This window comes from Arthrobacter sp. Y3221114 (assembly GCF_059092625.1).
In genome coordinates, this window is the sequence record NZ_JBNHHW010000001.1 from 446,150 (window position 1) to 462,282 (window position 16,133).

Consider the following 16,133-nt stretch of genomic DNA (forward strand, 5'->3'; position numbering starts at 1 on the left):
AGCAGAGGACTTAAAGCTTATGAGCAGCTACGGCTGGGGCCCCCAGGATCTCACCGCCCCCAAGGCCCGGGCACTGCGCGAAATCGGCGCCGAACCGGGCCTGGTCCTGGAGGACGCACAGAGCGGCTGGGTCGGCGCCGTCGTTCGGGTGGAGAAGTCCGGCGGTGTGCATCTGGTTTCGCTGGAAGACCGGCGGGGCAAGGTCCGCTCGTTCCCGCTGGGCTTCGGCTTCCTGTTCGAGGGCGAGCCGGTGAAGGTGGTGCCGGCGGCGCCCGCCGCGAAGGCTCCCGTCCGGCAACGGACGGCATCCGGTTCGGTCAAGGTCGAGGGACAGCGGGCCAGGGTGGCGCGGGCCAGCCGGATCTGGGTCGAAGGCAAGCATGACGCCGAGCTCGTCGAAAAGGTCTGGGGAGACGACCTCCGGGTGGAGGGGATCGTGGTCGAACCCCTGCACGGCGTGGACGATTTGGCGGCGGCAGTGGCGGACTTCTCCCCCGGGCCGCAGCGCAGGCTCGGCATCCTGGTGGACCATCTGGTCCCCAATTCCAAGGAGTGGCGGATTGCCGAGGCCGCCATGGCCGTGCCCGCCGCCTCGGGCAACGTACTGATTGTGGGCCACCCCTATGTCGATGTTTGGCAGGCCATCAAACCCTCCGTCATCGGACGGACCCAGTGGCCGGTGGTGCCACGCGGCACCGATTGGAAGACCGGCATCCTCGCCGGTCTCGGCTGGCCGCACCGGACCCAGATCGACATCGCCGACGGCTGGAAGAGGCTGCTGGGCAGCGTCAACACCTACGCCGATCTGGAGCCCAGCCTCCTGGGCCGGGTGGAAGAAGTCATCGATTTCCTGACGGTTTGAGGCGGTTGAGGCCGGCGCCGGCGCCCGCGGAATGCACCGGATGGCGGGGTGGAACGGCTAGGCTAGGAACAGAAGTGAGCCATCAGCAGATTTTTCCGAAGGTAGGTCCAGTGTCCGATAACTCTGCTCGTAAGCAGCAGCCGGAGCGCAAGTCCGCTCCGCGCCAGCAGTACCAGAGCGCGTCGGCGTCCGCCTTGCCCCTGACCCCTTCGGAGGACCGGCAATGGGCCACCATGGCGCATTTCGGCGGCATCCTGGGCTGCTTCCCGTCGCTGGCGATCTACCTGATCTTCAAGGACCGGGGACCGTTTACCGCCCAGGAGTCCAAAGAGGCCCTGAACTTCACCGTGCCGCCCACCGTGGTGGCCATCATTGCGAACCTGCTGATCGTCATTCCGGCGGTCAGCGGACTCTTCGCCGTCATCGCGGCCGCCATCTGGGTCTTCCTGACGGTCAATTCCGTCATTGCCGGCGTCAAGTGCAACCGCGGCGTTCCGTACCGGTACGCCTACAACCTGCGCCTGTTCGGGTAGCGGCACCGCCCTCCTACCCTGCCTGCCGCGACAACCGCTGGCGCGCGGTGTTCATCCCCGCCGCGATCGGCACGTGGCCGGTCGCGGCTGCCAAACCGAAGCGCGGCATGTCGCTGTAGACGCTCTCGCGGCCTCCCGGCACCGTCTCGTAGGTTTCGTGCCACACGCCGACGTCCCCGCTGCCGGCCGATTCCCGCATGAAACGGCGCCAGGGTTCCAGGTGCGGCGCCGCGCGGTCGGACGCAAACCGCTGCAAATGTTCCGGGCTCTTCCAGTAGCTGACCAGGATCGTGGTGCGCCCGAGCCACTGGTGGTAGCCGAGCAGCCCGGCTTCCGGCGCCGCTGCCAGGTGCGCCAGCATCGCCGGCATCGCTGACGCGGTGCGTGCCACCTTGCCGACCTTCCACCATCGGTTGGCGCGCATCCCGATGAGGAAGACGGTGACCCGTTCGCTGCCCGGATCGGCCGTGAACCGTCCTGTGTGTACGTGTTCGAACATGAGCCGATTCCTTTCATAACGTTGTTACAGAACATTGTTATGGAATACTTGGGGCATGGCAAGACCCATAGTCCACGATGATTCGCTGCGCCGCAGGCTCCTCGACACCGCCGCCACCCTGATAGCCCGCGACGGCGCAGCCGCCGTGTCGCTCCGGGCGATCGCGGCGGCGGCCGGGACGTCGACGACGGCGGTGTACTCGCTCTTCGGCGGGAAGGCGGAATTGCTGACCGCCATTCTCGACGACGGCTTTGCCTCCTTTGCGGCCGCCCAGCAGCGGGCCGCTCCCGGTGGGCTGGAACCGCTGGGCAGGGCCTACCGGGCGTGGGCCCTGGAGCATCCCGTCCTGTACGGCCTCATGTTCGGCGGTTCATTGGCCAGCCAGGTGCCGTGCCGGCCAACGCCCGGCGCCGCGGAACCGGCGATCGCGCCGCTGTTTGCCGCCGTCGCCGCCGCCCTTCCCGGGGCATCGGACGACGACGTCGCGTCCATGGTCGGCGTTGTGTGGGGCCAGGTCCACGGGCTCGTCTCGCTGGAACTGGCGGGCGCGCCGGCGGCGGGGTGGAGCTGGGACTCAGCCTACGAGGCGGCGCTCCACCGGGTGGGCCGGTCGCTGGAGGCCGGCGCGGTCAGTCCTCGAGCAACCGCCGCACCACGGCGTCGGCCAGCAGTCGGCCCTTGAGGGTGAGCCGGATGGTGCCGGCGAACGCCGCGGCGGGGTCCACCAGGGCATCGGCGATCAGTCCGGCCACGGCCTTCCGCCCGTTTGGCCCCAGATCCCGGGTGTGCAGCCCGTCGATGATGCGGGTCTGCAGCATTACGTGTTCCAGCTGACGGGTGCCGGTGTCCAGCGTCTCGCGGCCGGCTGCCGGCGAGACCCCCGTTGCCAAACGCTGGGCGTACGCCGCGGGGTGCTTCACGTTCCACCACCGGACGCCACCCATGTGCGAATGGGCGCCGGGACCGGCTCCCCACCAGTCGTCCCCGCGCCAGTAGGCCAGGTTGTGCCGGCAGCGGTCCCCGGGAGTGCGGGCCCAATTGCTGACCTCGTACCATTCGAAACCTGCGGCGCCGAGGCGCGCGTCGGCGATCTCATACTTCGCGGCGTGGTCATCGTCGTCGATGCCGGGCACTTCGCCGCGGCGGATCTGGGCGGCGAGTTTGGTGCCTTCCTCGACGATCAGGGCGTACGCGGAGATATGGTCCGGCGTGCAGCTGATCGCGGAGGCGAGGCTGGCTTCCCAGTCCGCGATGGATTCGCCCGGCGTGCCGTAGATCAGGTCAAGGCTGACGTTCAGCCCGGCGTCGCGTGCCCACTGCACGGCCTGCGCCACGCGTTCCGGGTCGTGCGTACGGTCGAGCACCTGCAGCACGTGCGGCACGGCCGACTGCATGCCGAAGGACACCCGGGTGAAACCGGCGTCGGCCAGGATCTGCAGCGACTGCGGCGTGACCGAGTCCGGGTTGGCTTCGGTGGTGACTTCGGCGCCCGGCTCCAAACCCCACAGGCCCGCCGCCTGGCGCAGCATCGACGCCAGGTCCGCCGCCGGCAGCAGGGTGGGCGTGCCGCCCCCAAAGAAGACAGTGGACAGCGGCCGGTCCGGCACACCGGAACCGCGCAGTACCCGCGCGGCCAGATCCAGCTCCGTGTTCAGCGTGCCCGAGTACTCATCCTGCGACGCCCCCGAACCCAGCTCCTTGGCGGTATAGGTGTTGAAGTCGCAGTAGCCGCAGCGCACCCGGCAGAACGGAATGTGCACATACAGGCAGAACGCGCGGTCTTCCGCACCTTCCGCCGCCTGGGCGGGCAGCAGACCGTCGGCCGGCGCCGGGTCCCCAAGGGGCAGGACGCTAGGCACTGAGGCGGGCCTCCGCCGTCGTTGTTATCACACGCACTGCCGAACTACTTCTTTGCCTTGTCCTTGGAGTCATCCGACGACAGCGCGGCGATGAAGGCCTCCTGCGGGACCTCCACGCGGCCGACCATCTTCATCCTCTTCTTGCCTTCCTTCTGCTTCTCCAGCAGCTTGCGCTTGCGGGAGATGTCGCCGCCGTAGCACTTGGCGAGCACGTCCTTGCGGATGGCGCGGATGTTTTCACGCGCGATGATGCGGGATCCGATGGCGGCCTGGATGGGAACTTCGAACTGCTGGCGCGGGATGAGTTCGCGCAGCTTGGAGGTCATCATCACGCCGTAGCTGTAGGCCTTCTCGCGGTGCGTGATGGCGCTGAACGCGTCGACCTGTTCGCCCTGCAGCAGGATGTCCACCTTGACCAGGTCGGCCACCTGCTCGCCGTCGGCCTTCCAGTCCAGCGAGGCATAGCCGCGGGTGCGCGACTTGAGGTTGTCGAAGAAATCGAAGACGATCTCGGCCAGCGGCAGCCGGTAGCGCAGCTCCACGCGGTCTTCGGAGAGGTAGTCCATCCCCTTCATCTCCCCGCGGCGGGACTGGCAGAGCTCCATGATGGTGCCCACGAACTCGTTGGGCGCGAGGATGGTGGCGGAAACCATCGGCTCGCGGACCTCGGAGACCTTTCCGTCCGGGTATTCGCTCGGGTTGGTTACCGTCGCGACGCTCTTGTCCTCCAGCGTGACTTCGTAGACCACGTTCGGCGCCGTGGAGATCAGGTCCAGGTTAAACTCGGCCTCGAGCCGCTCGCGGGTGATTTCCAGGTGCAGCAGGCCCAGGAAGCCGACGCGGAAGCCGAAGCCGAGGGCCGCGGAGGTCTCCGGCTCGTAGATCAGTGCCGCGTCGTTGAGCTTGAGTTTGTCCAGTGCGTCGCGCAGCACCGGATAGTCCGTGCCGTCAATCGGGTAGAGCCCGGAAAAGACCATGGGCTTGGGGTCTGCGTAGCCGCCCAGGGACTCCGCCGCCGGCTTGGCCAGGTTGGTAACGGTGTCGCCCACCTTGGACTGGCGGACGTCCTTCACGCCGGTGATCAGGTAGCCGACCTCCCCGACGCCCAGGCCGTTGGACGGGGTGGGTTCGGGCGAGCTGACTCCGATTTCGAGCAGTTCGTGGCTGGCCCGGGTGGACATCATCTGGATGCGTTCGCGCGGCGAGAGCTTTCCGTCGACCACCCGCACATAGGTGACCACACCGCGGTAGGTGTCGTAGACCGAGTCAAAGATCATGGCGCGGGCGGGCGCGTCTGCGTTCCCCGTCGGGGCCGGCAGGTCGCGCACGATCTTGTCCAGCAGCGCTTCGACGCCCACGCCGGTCTTGCCGGAGACCTTCAGCACGTCTTCGGGGTCGCCGCCGATCAGGTTCGCCAACTCGGCGGCATACTTTTCCGGCTGCGCGGCCGGCAGGTCGATCTTGTTCAGCACCGGGATGATGGTGAGGTCGTTCTCCATCGCCAGGTAGAGGTTGGCCAGTGTCTGGGCCTCGATGCCCTGGGCCGCGTCCACCAGCAGGATTGCGCCTTCGCAGGCTGCCAGGGACCGCGAAACCTCATAGGTGAAGTCCACGTGGCCGGGGGTGTCGATCATGTTCAGGGCGTAGCTGACGTCGTCCAGCTCCCACGGCATGCGCACGGCCTGGGACTTGATGGTGATGCCGCGTTCCCGCTCGATGTCCATCCGGTCCAGGTACTGGGCCTTCATGTCGCGCGGCTGGACCACGCCGGTGAGCTGGAGCATCCGGTCGGCAAGAGTGGACTTGCCGTGGTCGATGTGGGCGATGATGCAAAAGTTCCTGATGATCGCCGGATCGGTGGCGGCAGGCACCGGCGCGGTGCGGGCCATCGGTGACACAGATGGTTCCTTACTCTCAGACAAGCGGGCTACGGCAATGCGGCCGGTACGACCAGCACGCTGATTTTGCTCAACTATAAGTGTCCCACGCCGGCCCGGGATCCGCGCACCCGCACCGCACCCGTACCTGCCGAGATCGCGCACGCGCCGAAAATCGCGAACCTGCCAATATCGCGCACGCGCCGAATCGACAGACAGCCAAGATCGCACACGTGCCGCCGTTCAGTAGCCTAGGTCCATGGCATTTTCCCAGCGGGGTCTCAACCGTCTCCTTCGCTCCGCCGTTCGGGCGTTCCGTGGCCTGTCCGGTTCCGGACGCTTCGAAGGTTCCACGCAGCGGCGCGGCCCGGTGGCCGGCAGGCAGGGGCAACCTCCCGCAGGCGCCGCCGGCCGCCGGGGCACGGAAGCCGGTGCGGGCACGCCGTATCCGGGCGACTACCGAGGCACCGGGACCATCAGCTACTCCCCCGAAGCCGACGGCGCGCCGGATCCGGGCGAGATCGTCTGGACATGGGTGCCCTACGAAGAGGACTACACGCGGGGCAAGGACCGGCCTGTCCTGGTCATCGGCTACCACCGCGGCCGTTTGCTGGCGCTCATGCTGACCACGCGGGACCGGAACAACGACGGCAGGCGCGACAGCGACTACCTGGACCTGGGCTCCGGCGCCTGGGACGTCCGGGGCCGCCCGAGCGAAGTCAAGCTCGACCGCGTGCTGCAACTGGAGCCGGATCAGGTCCGGCGCGAAGGAGCGGTGCTTCCGCGGGCCTCGTTCGACAAGGTTGCCGGGGCCATGCGCCGCCGCGGCTGGAGCTGATCGGAGGGTCGCGGGCCGCTGCGACCTGAGCCGCGGCCAGGGAGCGGCGTGTCGGCGCCACGCAGGTCCGCCGTCCGGAGCACGGATCTGCTAACATTTATAGCTGTGTGTCCGCGCAGGTCGACGGGCACCTCGGGCCGGTTGCCATTACGGTACCCCACGCCGCTCAGTCAATGACCGGACCGACTGCCCTCAAAAGACCAAGTTCCTCAACAAAGAGAGTTATTTCGTGGCCAATATCAAGTCCCAGAAGAAGCGCATCCTCACCAACGAGAAGGCACGCCAGCGCAACATCTCGGTTCGGTCCGAGCTGAAGACCGCCATCCGCGCCGTGACCGGTGCCGTCCAGTCCGCTGACCAGGACGCCGCCGCCACCGCCCTGGTTGCCGCGAGCCGGAAGCTGGACAAGGCCGTCAGCAAGGGTGTCATCCACAAGAACAACGCCGCGAACCACAAGTCTTCGCTGGCCAAGAAGGTTAACGCGCTCTAGACAGCGCGTTCCGGCCGACAGGCCGAACCAAGCCAAGGCCGGAGGCCGCCACCCGTTCGGGGAGGCGGCCTTCGGCTTTTTCGCGTCTGCTGCAGACGGCGGCCTGCCCGGAGGGTACCTTTGGTTGTGTCCGCTGGGCGGTTGTGTCCCGCGGGGCCTGGGTGCCAGCGCGGGGCGCTGGGCGACGAGCGCGGGCCGGTAGCTTGGGGCGGGATGGGGCGGGGGAAATGAACGGCGCGAATGCTTACTTGCGTTTAGTCGACCGGATGGGGCGTTCACCGGCCCTGGACGGGGCGGTCAAGGTGCTGGGCGGGCTGGGCGCTCCCCTGGTCGGGCCCGCTCTCAGGCGGTTCTTCACTGGGGTGGACACAGCCATCCCGCCGCACGCGATCCTGACCGACGCGCCGTTCGGGGCCTGGTTTATGGCCGTGTTCCTCGACTTGTTTGACGACGACGGCGGAGAGCACCGGGCTGCCCGCCGCTTGGTCGGTTTGGGCGTGCTGGCCGCCCTGCCCACCGCTGTGGCCGGCCTGGCCGAGTGGACCACGGCGGACCCGGCCACGCGGCGCATCGGCGTCTTGCATTCATCCGCGACCACGGCAGCCACGCTGGTGTTCGCCGGCTCGTGGCTGGCCCGCCGGAGGGGCCGCCATGGGCTGGGGATCGGCCTGGCCCGGGCCGGCTCAGCGGTTGCTATTACCGGGGGTTTCCTCGGCGGCTACATGGGCAGCCGGGTCCGGGGTCGCGGCGGACGAGCCAGCGGCGCCTGAGGCCGGGAACCCTGCTGTACCGGCCACCAAGTCCAGGGCGGAGAGTTCCCGGAACCGTTGGCGCCGGCGTTCAGCGGCGGGCGCTGGTGGCGATCAAGGTGACGGCCCGCTCCACGGCGTATTCCGGGTCCCGGCCCTCGCCTTTGACCTGGGCGTCGGTCTCGGCCAAGACCTGGATGCAGCGGGCCAGGGCATCTGATTCCCACAGCCGCGCGTCCCTGCGGGCCTGGTCAAACTGCCACGGCGCCATGCCCAGGTCGCGTGCATTCGCGGACGCGCTCTTGACCTTGGCAATCTGGCGCAGCTTCATGGCCAGCACGGCAACGATCGGCACGGGATCCACACCGGTGGCCAAGGCGTGCCTGAGGGACGACAGCGCGACGGCGCCACGGCCGGAAACGGCCGCATCCGCGACTTTGAATCCGGTGGCCTCGACCCGGCCGCCGTAGTACTTCTCGACCGTCTCTTCGGTGACTGCGCTGTCGGCGTCGGAAATCAACTGGGAGCAGGCGGCGGCCAGGTCCGGGAGCGACGAGCCGACGGCGGCAACCAGGGCCTGGGCCGCGGCGGGTTCGATGGCCCGGCGGGCCGACTTGAACTCCTGCCTGACGAAGTCCAGTTTTTCGGAGTCCTTTTTCATGGCCTGGCAGTCGACCACGGGTGCCCCGGAAGCCTTGACCGCGTCCAGCAGTTTCTTGCCGCGGGTACCGCCCCCATGGTGCAGGACGAGCCAGACGTCCTCGGCCGGTGCCGCCACATAGGCCAGCATGTCCGTGAGGAACTCGTCGGTCATCTGCGCCAGGGACGACGCCTCAATGAGTTTGGCTTCTCCAAAGAGGCTGGGACTGGCCAGCATCGTGAGCTCGCCGGTCGTGTAGGCGGAGGCATCGAGCTGGACCAGCTCGAGGTCGGGTTGCCGGCCACGCAGGAGGCCCCGGATGCGTTCCTTGGCCCGGTGGGCCAAGTACTCTTCCGGACCGCTGACGAGCACGACGGCGGCCGGCTCGACGTCTCGCCAGGAGACGGTGACGGCGCTCTTCTTCGCGGCCGAAGAGCGGGATCCGGGTGGCGGGTTCACGGCAGGTTCCTCCTTGTTCAGGTCAAGAGTTTCACGATCCGGCTCTTTTGCCCAAAGCAGTTGCCCGCTGCCGCCTGGCTCAGGCCCCCTGCTACCCGGCTGGCTCAGGTCATCGCTACCCGGCGGGCTCAGGTCATCGCTACCCGGCGGGCTCAGGTCACGACTACCCGCCTAGCTGTGGGCGCGGACGGACAATTCCCGGTCGCCGACGTCCACGAGGACCGTTCCCAGCTCGTCGGTCCTGAGGACGTGCACGCCGGCCGCTTGGAGCGCCGCCAGGATTTCGTCCGCCGGATGGCCATATTCATTGCCGGCGCCCACGGAGATCAGGGCCGCCGCCGGCCGCAGCGCGGTGATGAGTGCGGTTCCCCCGTTCCGCGCCCCGTGATGGCTGACCTTGAGCACGTCGACCGCGAATTCCGGGCCCAACCGGCGCATCAGGGCCGGCAGCTGCTCCTCCTCCAGGTCGCCGGTCAGCAGCATCCGTGTCGATCCCCCGGCCGGGGAGGGCAGGGTGATGTCGACGACGAGGCTCGCGTCGTTTTCGGACAGGCCGCCGCTGCCCTCCACCGGCCAGTGCACCGCCCAACCAACTGCTCCCGACGAGCCGGACAGGCCCGCAAAGGCGCGCTCTGCCTGCAGCCCCCGGTCCTCAAGCGAGGCCCGCACGGGAGCCGGCGGCGCTGCCCCGGCGCTCGAGTACAGCACCCGCGCCGTCTCCCGTCCCGCCACGGCTCCGTCGAGTCCGCCATAGTGGTCCAGGTGCATGTGGGTCAGCACCAGCAGGTCGATCCGTTCCACGCCGAGTCCGTCAAGGCACCGGTCCATCGCCTCCGGGACGGGTCCGGTATCCACCACGATCGCGCTGCCCTCGCCCGTCCGCACCACCACGCCATCACCCTGCCCGACGTCGCAGGCCGCCACGTCCCACTCCCCCGCCGGCGCCCGCGGCAGCAGCACCCCGGCCAGCGCTCCTCCCGCGAGCCCGGGCAGGGCCGTCCAGCAGGCCAGCTTGAGGAACGCCGCGCGCGTGCCGACAGCGAAGCCGCCGACCCGCAGCGCCGCCGCGCCGTTGTCGTCGGACCCGGGGCGCTGCTCCTGCGAAGCCCGTCGCCTGCCCGCGGCCCGCAGTCCCCAGAGGAGCGCCAAGCCGGCGCCAGCCGCTCCCGCGGCGCCGAGCGGGCCACCTGCCCACGGCAGCGCGGCCATGGGCAGTGCGGAAAACCAACGGGCGACCCCTGCGATCCACAAGGTCATCCAGCCCGCGGCATGCAGCACCGCGGCGCCCGGTTCGGGGAACAGCGGCAGCAGTCCCGTCCCGATCATGCCTGCGACCGTGATGAACGGGACCAGCGGTGCCGCAGCCACATTGGCGGGGATCGAGTACAGGGCCAGTTCGGGCTGAAGCTGGACAATAACCGGGGCGCAGAAGACCTGCGCGGCCAGCGGCATGGCCACCGTGTGGGCCAGCGGGACCGGCAGTAAACGCTGCAGCCGTCGGGAACACACGGTCCCCAGCAGTACGAGGGAGAGGGTCGCCAGCACCGACAGCACGAAGCTGTAGCTGGCCGCCAGCCACGGATCCACGATCAGCAGCACCAGCACCGCCAGGGCCAGGAAGGCCAGCGAAGCCCTGCGCCGTCCGCTGAGCACCGCGACCACCCCCAGCGAGCCCATCACCGCCGCGCGCAGCACGCTGGGCTCCGGCCGGACCAGGAGCACGAATCCGGCGAGACCGGTCAGGCCCGCCACCGCTTTCGCCCACCGTGGCAGCCGGACCGCCGATCCGAGCAGATAGATGAAGGCCAGCACGTACGAGACATTGGCGCCGCTGACCGTGAGAAGGTGCGTCAGCCCGGTACGCCGCATGGCCTCCTCGAGGTCCGCGCCCTGATGTTCCTTGTCCCCCAGCACCATTCCGGGGAGGAGCCCGCGGGCGTCGGCTGGCAATCCGGCCAACGCCGCCACGAACTGGCCGCGCAGGCCCGAAATCCACGCATCCAGGGGTGGCGCCGAGCGCTCCGACGGGGCGGTGGATGCTATCAGCAGGGCGTCGACGGCCTGGCCCGGGTCCGCCCGGACGAGCTTGCCGGAGGTCCGCAGCCGCTCGCCGAACCGCACGTGGGACCACTCCGGCCCGCCGAGGACCAGCACCGGGGTGTCGGCCTCGAACCGCACGCGGTCGGCGGTGGCCTCGACGATGGTGGCCGTCAGGTGGAAACGCGGGCCGCTGCCAAACTGCCGCGGTGCCTTGACTTCCGCTGCGTCACCGGTCACCACCAGGCGGGCCGTGATGGTCTGCTCGCCCGTGATGGCCGACCCGATCGGGCCCGCCAGCCGCTCTGCCTGTTGCAGGCCCACCGTCAGTGCCAGCAACCCGGTGCAACTGCACAACACAACGACGACGGCGATGCCTCCCGCACCGCGGGCGCCGCGCCGCGGCCGGGCACATGGCTGAGGCGGGTTTCCCCGGGGCCGGGCCCGGTGCAGGCGTGCCGGCAACCCCGTTGGCCGAGGCAGCAGCCGGACCTGCCGCGCCGGCAACAGCAAACGGGCGGCCGCTGCAGCGGCGGTTCCCAACAACAGGCCCGCGGACAGCAGGGCCACCCCCGGCGGCGCGTGCGGGAACACGAGGGCACACGCCCAGCACGCGGCCGCCGCCAGCCCCAACCGAAGATCCAGGCGCCGGCTCTCGGCCTCTGCCGCAGCGGCCTCAGCCGCCGCGGGATCGGGTTTGACGTGGCGCAGCAACCGCCGGCCCAGGCCGCTGGGCCGTCTGGGCGGCTGCCGCCCCTCATCCTGGTCCGGCGTCGCGGCAATTGGACGTCGGGCCGCTTCCGCGTACCGCTGCCAGCGCGGCGGCCGGCTCATACCGACACCAGCTCCACCAGCGCCTCCAGCATGACCGGCCCGATGCCGGGCACCGCATCGAGATCCGACGGCTGCCCGTACGGGCCATGCTGCTCACGGAACTCGACAATCCGGGCGGCAAGCACGGGTCCAACACGGGGCAACTCGAGGAGCTCCTCGGCCGTCGCCGTATTGATGTTGATTTTGGCGGCCGGACCGCCCGTGGCGCCGCCCGCGCCGGCTTCCGCGTCGCCGCTGGGAGGGCCGTCGCTAGAGCCTCCGCCGGCTCCGCCGCCGCCTCCCGAACCGGCCGCCGGTTCCGGACCCGGCGTATCCGGTGTGGGCACGTAGACCTGCTGTCCGTCGGTCAACGGCGCCGCCAGGTTCAGCGCCTCGAGCTGCGCCTTCTTCGTGGCACCCCCGGCCGCGTCAATGGCCTCGAACACCCTTGCGCCATCGGCCAGCCGCACGATTCCCGGCGAGGCAACAGCCCCGGCCACATGGACAATGATGCCGGGGCCGCCGCCTGCCGAATCATCCTCGGTTTCCGTACCGTCCCCGCCGGCAGTAGACGGCTCGGCTGGGGGCTTCCCTTCGGTTCCCTCGTCGAGAGCCCGGTCGACAGTCCGGGACGCCAGCGGAATGCTCTCCAGGATGGGAGCAGCCGAGCGGCTCACATCAGCCGTTGCCAGCGAAACAAGTCCGTAGCCCAGGCACAGCCCCGCCACCACGAACGCTGCCCCGAGGGCTATGCGGAAGCGCGGAGTTCGCCTCGGCCGCGACGCAATACCGCCGCGGGCGGTTGCCGGAAGCCAGCGGTGTCGGCCCATGCGGCAACACTAGGTCGGCGGTGCTGCTGCCCGGCCGGCCGGCAAGCACTCGTGGACAACCGCTCCGGCGGCGCAGTCTGTGGAGGGAAAGAACTCTCAGCCCAGGGGTGGCGTCGGCGGCCCGACGACCACCGCGACGACGCATGTCCTGACACCGCCGCCCGCCAGTCTTTGCTTCCCTCCTGTTCGACCGACGAGACAGGGACGTACCTCGTGACGCTTTTTGTCTGGTCGGCAGAGATCAAAAATCCGCATGGACAAATAATCCCTTCGGCAATACTGAGTGCATGGGAAACGACCGCCACCGCCTGAGTGTCGAAGCTGCTACCTCACACTCCACGGATTTTCCCTCGGGAAGAGAGAACCCGCTGGAGTTCCTGGGCTTTCTGGTTGATGGTCGGCCCCTGAAGGACTTGTTGAGAGTTCCAAAAGACGCGGCGCGGCCGGAACAGGAAATTACGGCACTGCGCGACGATTGGCCACCGAAGGCCGCAATGGAGTACTTGGACCGACTGCTGGGACAAATTCCCGGTGACTTCGGCGACGGGCGTATTGCGCTCCTGCTCTGTCCGGTCTGCGGCGATCTATGGTGCGGCGCGGTAAGCATGGAACTGTCGCAGACGCCACAGACAATCACGTGGCAGAGTTTCGGCTGGCAAGCCGCTGACGATGAGCCTTGGATCTTCCCGGGCCAATCCTTTACCTTTGAGCGGACCGAATACGAAAAGCTTCTGCAAGATCTCCGGGAGCACTATGAAGAGCGAGCCGCCTGGCCTACGCCGCTCAGAGGTTTACGGCGCTTATTTGCGCCCCGCACGGACCGAAAATCGGGAGGCGGGAGATGAACGACGATAACACCAGGAATTTGTTCCGGAGACGCCAAGGGACCGCAGAGGCAGGCCAAGCAGCCGGGTTATGCTCAACGCTTTCTTAGTCCCAACTGGCGGCATGGTCCCGGTTAGGGCTCGGGGATGCATGCAAAAAGGTTTTGGATATTAGGATTCAGCCCATGGCCGCGAAACCTAGAGAACTCCGACAGCGTATGGCGGAGACATTCGAGTGGAAAACGACTCGCTCAATCAACCAAAACTACTTCAATCTTTTTAGTTGGTGGCGGGAGCCAGAGGTTTTGGCCGGCATCGGCGAACTGCTCGCCGAACCTTTCCGCGCGGCCGCTCCCACCGTTGTCATTGGCCCGTCCGCCAGCGGGTACCTGACAGGGGCGCTGACTGCGTCGAATCTGGGCGTCGGGTTCTGTCCAGTGCCAAAAGACGCCGCCCCGACCTTCGACAGCGATCCCTGGGTCACAGTCACGAGCCCGCCCGACTACAAGGACCGCCACCTTGAGCTTGGGCTCCCCAAAGGCCTCATCAGATCCGGAGACCGCGTCCTTGCCGTGGATGATTTGATCGATACAGGCGGTCAGCTCCTGGCGCTCCAAAGACTCATGCACGAAATCGGCGCTACCTGGGTTGGAGCATCGGTCCTTATTGACAACCTCAAAGAAAGCCAGCCCCGGCGCCAGTTAAACCTTAAGTCTGTCTTCCACGTCCGAGACTTCTACCGACGTACCTGACACACCCGAAGGCACCCCCACTTACGGGTGAGCGACCGGTGCGAATGCCTATGCTCTGCCGTGATCGTCGGGCAGGCATGAGGGGCAGGTGCGGCGGGCATCTCCCGCCTGCTCTGCAATACTGCAGGCATGGAGACCCTCAGGGATCGGCGCGACTGGCTTGACGATGTAGCGGCACCAGGCCGCCCCTGGGCGGTGGCCGCTGTGGCTGTCGCAGCAATCGGCATCCTGTTGCTCCTCCTTGGGCTGGGGACCCGGCCCGATGCTGAACTGTTGCCCGGGTATGCGATCGTTTACGCGGCGGTTGGGTTGTTCATCTACGGTCCTGGGATCAGGGATGCCATCTGGGGCCGGATCCTGGCATTCGTTCTGCCCGGTTTGTTGATGGTGGCACTGTGGGTGCTGGGCACCGGCTACTGGGGTGGGCTCTGGCTACTGGGCCTGCCGGCCTGGGCCATTATCTGCCTGCGCTGGGACAGTTACAGCAGGACGCAGCGGGTGGCAAAGCTGGCACTGTTCGTGGTGCTCCTGGCCGCATCGTCGCTGTTCTTCGTCGTTTACGGGTTCTACCCGATTCTCGGTCCCGCTCTACTCGCCATGGTGCCGGTAGTACCGCTGGCACACTTCATCGCATGGACTGTTTCCAGGCAGCGGCCCCTGCGAGCCGCCGCCGAGTTCCTGCTGTCCTGCGCGGTCGTTGCCGTGGCGCTGACGCTGCCGGAGTTCGGATGGGCTTCGCCGCAGGGCTTCGCAGGCGCGGCGGTGCTGGCAGGGCTGTTGATGGCAGGGTGGGCCGGTCGGCACTCGGTCGCAGTTAGGCCCGAGCCAAGGTACTCCTGAAGCTGGCATCGCTGAGCAACAGGTTCTCAAGACAGGTTGAACATAAGGGGCAGCCGTCTGACTATTGTCGGATGGATAAACTTGTGAGACTCGGGAGGGCGAGGTGCTCTGGTCCCGGTTTACTCAACTGAAGGATGAGCCATCAGGACCATCCAGACAGCGGGGTCAGGATCCATCGAAGGCCACTTAAAGCCCTCGCTCAGAATCTCGGAACCCAGTACGGAGTGCAAGCTTAGACCTACCTGCGGCGCCGTCTGTGGAGGAGAGGGACGCTCAGCCCAGAGGCGGCGTCGGCGGCCCGACGACCACCGCGACGACGCCCAGGCCCGTGTGGGCGGCCAGGACCGAGGGCACCGGGGTCAACAGCACGTCGTCGCTCAGGTACTGCTGCAGGGTGTCCGCGATTGCCCGGCTCTCGGTTTCGTTGCCGAAGTAGTGCACCGCAACCCGGGGTTCGTAGTCGAGTTCCTCGATCCGGCGCACCACCAGCTGCTGCAGCCGGGCCTGGGCACGCGCGGCGGTCCGTACCTTCTCCAGCGGGAGGATGGCGCCGTCGCGGATGGCCAGCAACGGCTTGATCGCCAGCAGGGAGCCGAGCAGTCCGGAGGCGGCGGAAATCCGGCCGCCGCGGCGCAGCTGGTCCAGGCTGGGCACGTAGAAAAAGACGTCGGAGCACACGGCGGCAGCCTTGGCGCGATCCGTCACGGCCTGGCGGTCGAGACCGCTCTGCGCCGCGACGACGGCGTCAATGACGGCGAATCCTTCACCCAGAGCGGCGCTGCGCGTGTCCACTACTTCCACCGGGATGCCCACGCCGTCGGCGGCCAGGCCTGCCGCTTCGATCGTGCCGGAAAGCTCGGCCGAGAGGTGGATGGAGACGATCGCGTCGAAGCCCAGGTCTTCGAGCTCCCGGTAGGTCCGCTCGAGCAGCCCCGGCGACGGGCGCGACGTCTTGATGTCGCGTCCCTCGGCGAGCCCGACCGCCAGGGCGGACGCGACGTCGTCGACGCCTTCCCCGTAAATCTGCCCGGAGATCATCACCGGCATCGGCACCACCCGCAGCCAGTCGGCCGTGTCCGGCTGGTTGACCCAGTCCGCGGGCAGCGACGCCGCCGAATCCGTCACGACGGCGACCCGGTGCCGCGGCGGCTGCCCCGGCCGGGCAGGCGCCTGCTGCTGCTGCAGCAACTGCTTGGACCGCTGTACGAGGTGCTCGAGCCAATTCATCGGG

The 16,133-nt window shown here is 68.1% G+C and carries 16 protein-coding genes; 9 read left to right on the forward strand and 7 right to left on the reverse strand.

The window, feature by feature from the left end:
* Window positions 1-19 precede the first annotated feature (19 nt).
* Complete coding sequence (locus AC5RV3_RS02100; RefSeq protein ID WP_494108935.1) at window positions 20-862, forward strand: DUF3097 family protein; 843 nt, start codon at window positions 20-22, stop codon at window positions 860-862.
* Window positions 863-972: 110 nt separating this feature from the next.
* On the forward strand, window positions 973-1,395 hold the full coding sequence (locus AC5RV3_RS02105; protein ID WP_494120713.1) for a DUF4870 domain-containing protein: 423 nt from the start codon (window positions 973-975) through the stop codon (window positions 1,393-1,395).
* A 13-nt stretch (window positions 1,396-1,408) separates the two neighbouring features.
* Here the strand turns inward: AC5RV3_RS02105 and AC5RV3_RS02110 are convergent, their stop codons facing one another.
* Window positions 1,409-1,894, reverse strand: coding sequence for a DUF4188 domain-containing protein (locus tag AC5RV3_RS02110; RefSeq protein ID WP_494120714.1), 486 nt, complete (start codon window positions 1,892-1,894; stop codon window positions 1,409-1,411).
* 55 nt (window positions 1,895-1,949) lie between these two features.
* Between AC5RV3_RS02110 and AC5RV3_RS02115 the strand changes: the two genes are divergently transcribed.
* A complete protein-coding gene (locus AC5RV3_RS02115; RefSeq protein WP_494120715.1) occupies window positions 1,950-2,576 on the forward strand; it encodes a TetR-like C-terminal domain-containing protein in 627 nt (208 codons plus the stop codon).
* On the opposite strand, the gene hemW is transcribed toward AC5RV3_RS02115, so the two are convergent.
* Both hemW and lepA read right to left on the reverse strand, forming a co-directional pair.
* Window positions 2,524-3,753 (reverse strand): radical SAM family heme chaperone HemW, encoded by a 1,230-nt coding sequence (hemW, locus tag AC5RV3_RS02120; protein ID WP_494120716.1) that lies wholly within the window; start codon window positions 3,751-3,753, stop codon window positions 2,524-2,526. The two genes, AC5RV3_RS02115 and hemW, sit on opposite strands and share 53 nt — an antisense overlap.
* 44 nt (window positions 3,754-3,797) lie before the next feature.
* A complete protein-coding gene (gene lepA / locus AC5RV3_RS02125; protein ID WP_494111208.1) occupies window positions 3,798-5,651 on the reverse strand; it encodes a translation elongation factor 4 in 1,854 nt (617 codons plus the stop codon).
* 238 nt (window positions 5,652-5,889) lie between these two features.
* Here lepA and AC5RV3_RS02130 point away from each other — a divergent pair, with 238 nt between their 5' ends.
* The 3 genes from AC5RV3_RS02130 to AC5RV3_RS02140 all read left to right on the forward strand — a co-directional run bounded on the left by AC5RV3_RS02130 (window position 5,890) and on the right by AC5RV3_RS02140 (window position 7,728).
* The gene (locus AC5RV3_RS02130) at window positions 5,890-6,468 is read left to right on the forward strand and encodes a type II toxin-antitoxin system PemK/MazF family toxin (protein WP_494120717.1); all 579 of its coding nucleotides are present in this window, start codon (window positions 5,890-5,892) and stop codon (window positions 6,466-6,468) included.
* Between the two features lie 229 nt (window positions 6,469-6,697).
* Complete coding sequence (gene rpsT / locus AC5RV3_RS02135) at window positions 6,698-6,958, forward strand: 30S ribosomal protein S20 (protein WP_493978395.1); 261 nt, start codon at window positions 6,698-6,700, stop codon at window positions 6,956-6,958.
* 266 nt (window positions 6,959-7,224) lie between these two features.
* Window positions 7,225-7,728 carry a DUF2231 domain-containing protein gene (locus AC5RV3_RS02140; protein WP_494120718.1) on the forward strand — a complete coding sequence of 168 codons (504 nt, stop codon included), beginning with the start codon at window positions 7,225-7,227 and terminating at the stop codon, window positions 7,726-7,728.
* A 70-nt stretch (window positions 7,729-7,798) separates the two neighbouring features.
* Here the strand turns inward: AC5RV3_RS02140 and holA are convergent, their stop codons facing one another.
* The 3 genes from holA to AC5RV3_RS02155 all read right to left on the reverse strand — a co-directional run bounded on the left by holA (window position 7,799) and on the right by AC5RV3_RS02155 (window position 12,486).
* Entirely contained in the window at window positions 7,799-8,806 is a 1,008-nt protein-coding gene (gene holA / locus AC5RV3_RS02145) for a DNA polymerase III subunit delta (RefSeq protein WP_494120719.1), read from the reverse strand.
* A 171-nt stretch (window positions 8,807-8,977) separates the two neighbouring features.
* Window positions 8,978-11,677, reverse strand: a complete 2,700-nt coding sequence (locus AC5RV3_RS02150; protein ID WP_494120720.1) for a ComEC/Rec2 family competence protein — start codon at window positions 11,675-11,677, stop codon at window positions 8,978-8,980.
* Window positions 11,674-12,486: a ComEA family DNA-binding protein gene (locus AC5RV3_RS02155; RefSeq protein WP_494120721.1), complete on the reverse strand. Its 813-nt coding sequence runs from the start codon at window positions 12,484-12,486 to the stop codon at window positions 11,674-11,676. Before AC5RV3_RS02155 ends, AC5RV3_RS02150 begins: the two co-directional genes overlap by 4 nt.
* Before the next feature lie 287 nt (window positions 12,487-12,773).
* Here AC5RV3_RS02155 and AC5RV3_RS02160 point away from each other — a divergent pair, with 287 nt between their 5' ends.
* The 3 genes from AC5RV3_RS02160 (at window position 12,774) to AC5RV3_RS02170 (ending at window position 14,902) form a co-directional block, all read left to right on the forward strand.
* A complete protein-coding gene (locus AC5RV3_RS02160; RefSeq protein WP_494120722.1) occupies window positions 12,774-13,331 on the forward strand; it encodes a hypothetical protein in 558 nt (185 codons plus the stop codon).
* Between the two features lie 164 nt (window positions 13,332-13,495).
* Window positions 13,496-14,062, forward strand: a complete 567-nt coding sequence (locus tag AC5RV3_RS02165) for a phosphoribosyltransferase family protein (RefSeq protein WP_494120723.1) — start codon at window positions 13,496-13,498, stop codon at window positions 14,060-14,062.
* A gap of 129 nt (window positions 14,063-14,191) precedes the next feature.
* Window positions 14,192-14,902 (forward strand): hypothetical protein, encoded by a 711-nt coding sequence (locus tag AC5RV3_RS02170; protein ID WP_494120724.1) that lies wholly within the window; start codon window positions 14,192-14,194, stop codon window positions 14,900-14,902.
* 273 nt (window positions 14,903-15,175) lie between these two features.
* Here AC5RV3_RS02170 and AC5RV3_RS02175 read toward each other — a convergent pair whose 3' ends face one another.
* Complete coding sequence (locus AC5RV3_RS02175; RefSeq protein WP_494120725.1) at window positions 15,176-16,129, reverse strand: DegV family protein; 954 nt, start codon at window positions 16,127-16,129, stop codon at window positions 15,176-15,178.
* Between the last annotated feature and the right edge of the window lie 4 nt (window positions 16,130-16,133).

Bases quoted from the DNA above. Each gene is read 5' to 3' on its own strand.
- AC5RV3_RS02140 (WP_494120718.1), top strand. From the start codon at position 7,225: ATGGGGCGTTCACCGGCCCTGGACGGGGCGGTCAAGGTGCTGGGCGGG.
- AC5RV3_RS02165 (WP_494120723.1), top strand. From the start codon at position 13,496: ATGGCCGCGAAACCTAGAGAACTCCGACAGCGTATGGCGGAGACATTC.
- AC5RV3_RS02110 (WP_494120714.1), bottom strand. From the start codon at position 1,894: ATGTTCGAACACGTACACACAGGACGGTTCACGGCCGATCCGGGCAGC.
- AC5RV3_RS02150 (WP_494120720.1), bottom strand. From the start codon at position 11,677: ATGAGCCGGCCGCCGCGCTGGCAGCGGTACGCGGAAGCGGCCCGACGT.
- AC5RV3_RS02115 (WP_494120715.1), top strand. From the start codon at position 1,950: ATGGCAAGACCCATAGTCCACGATGATTCGCTGCGCCGCAGGCTCCTC.
- AC5RV3_RS02155 (WP_494120721.1), bottom strand. From the start codon at position 12,486: ATGGGCCGACACCGCTGGCTTCCGGCAACCGCCCGCGGCGGTATTGCG.
- AC5RV3_RS02160 (WP_494120722.1), top strand. From the start codon at position 12,774: ATGGGAAACGACCGCCACCGCCTGAGTGTCGAAGCTGCTACCTCACAC.
- AC5RV3_RS02175 (WP_494120725.1), bottom strand. From the start codon at position 16,129: ATGAATTGGCTCGAGCACCTCGTACAGCGGTCCAAGCAGTTGCTGCAG.
- AC5RV3_RS02170 (WP_494120724.1), top strand. From the start codon at position 14,192: ATGGAGACCCTCAGGGATCGGCGCGACTGGCTTGACGATGTAGCGGCA.
- AC5RV3_RS02130 (WP_494120717.1), top strand. From the start codon at position 5,890: ATGGCATTTTCCCAGCGGGGTCTCAACCGTCTCCTTCGCTCCGCCGTT.
- AC5RV3_RS02100 (WP_494108935.1), top strand. From the start codon at position 20: ATGAGCAGCTACGGCTGGGGCCCCCAGGATCTCACCGCCCCCAAGGCC.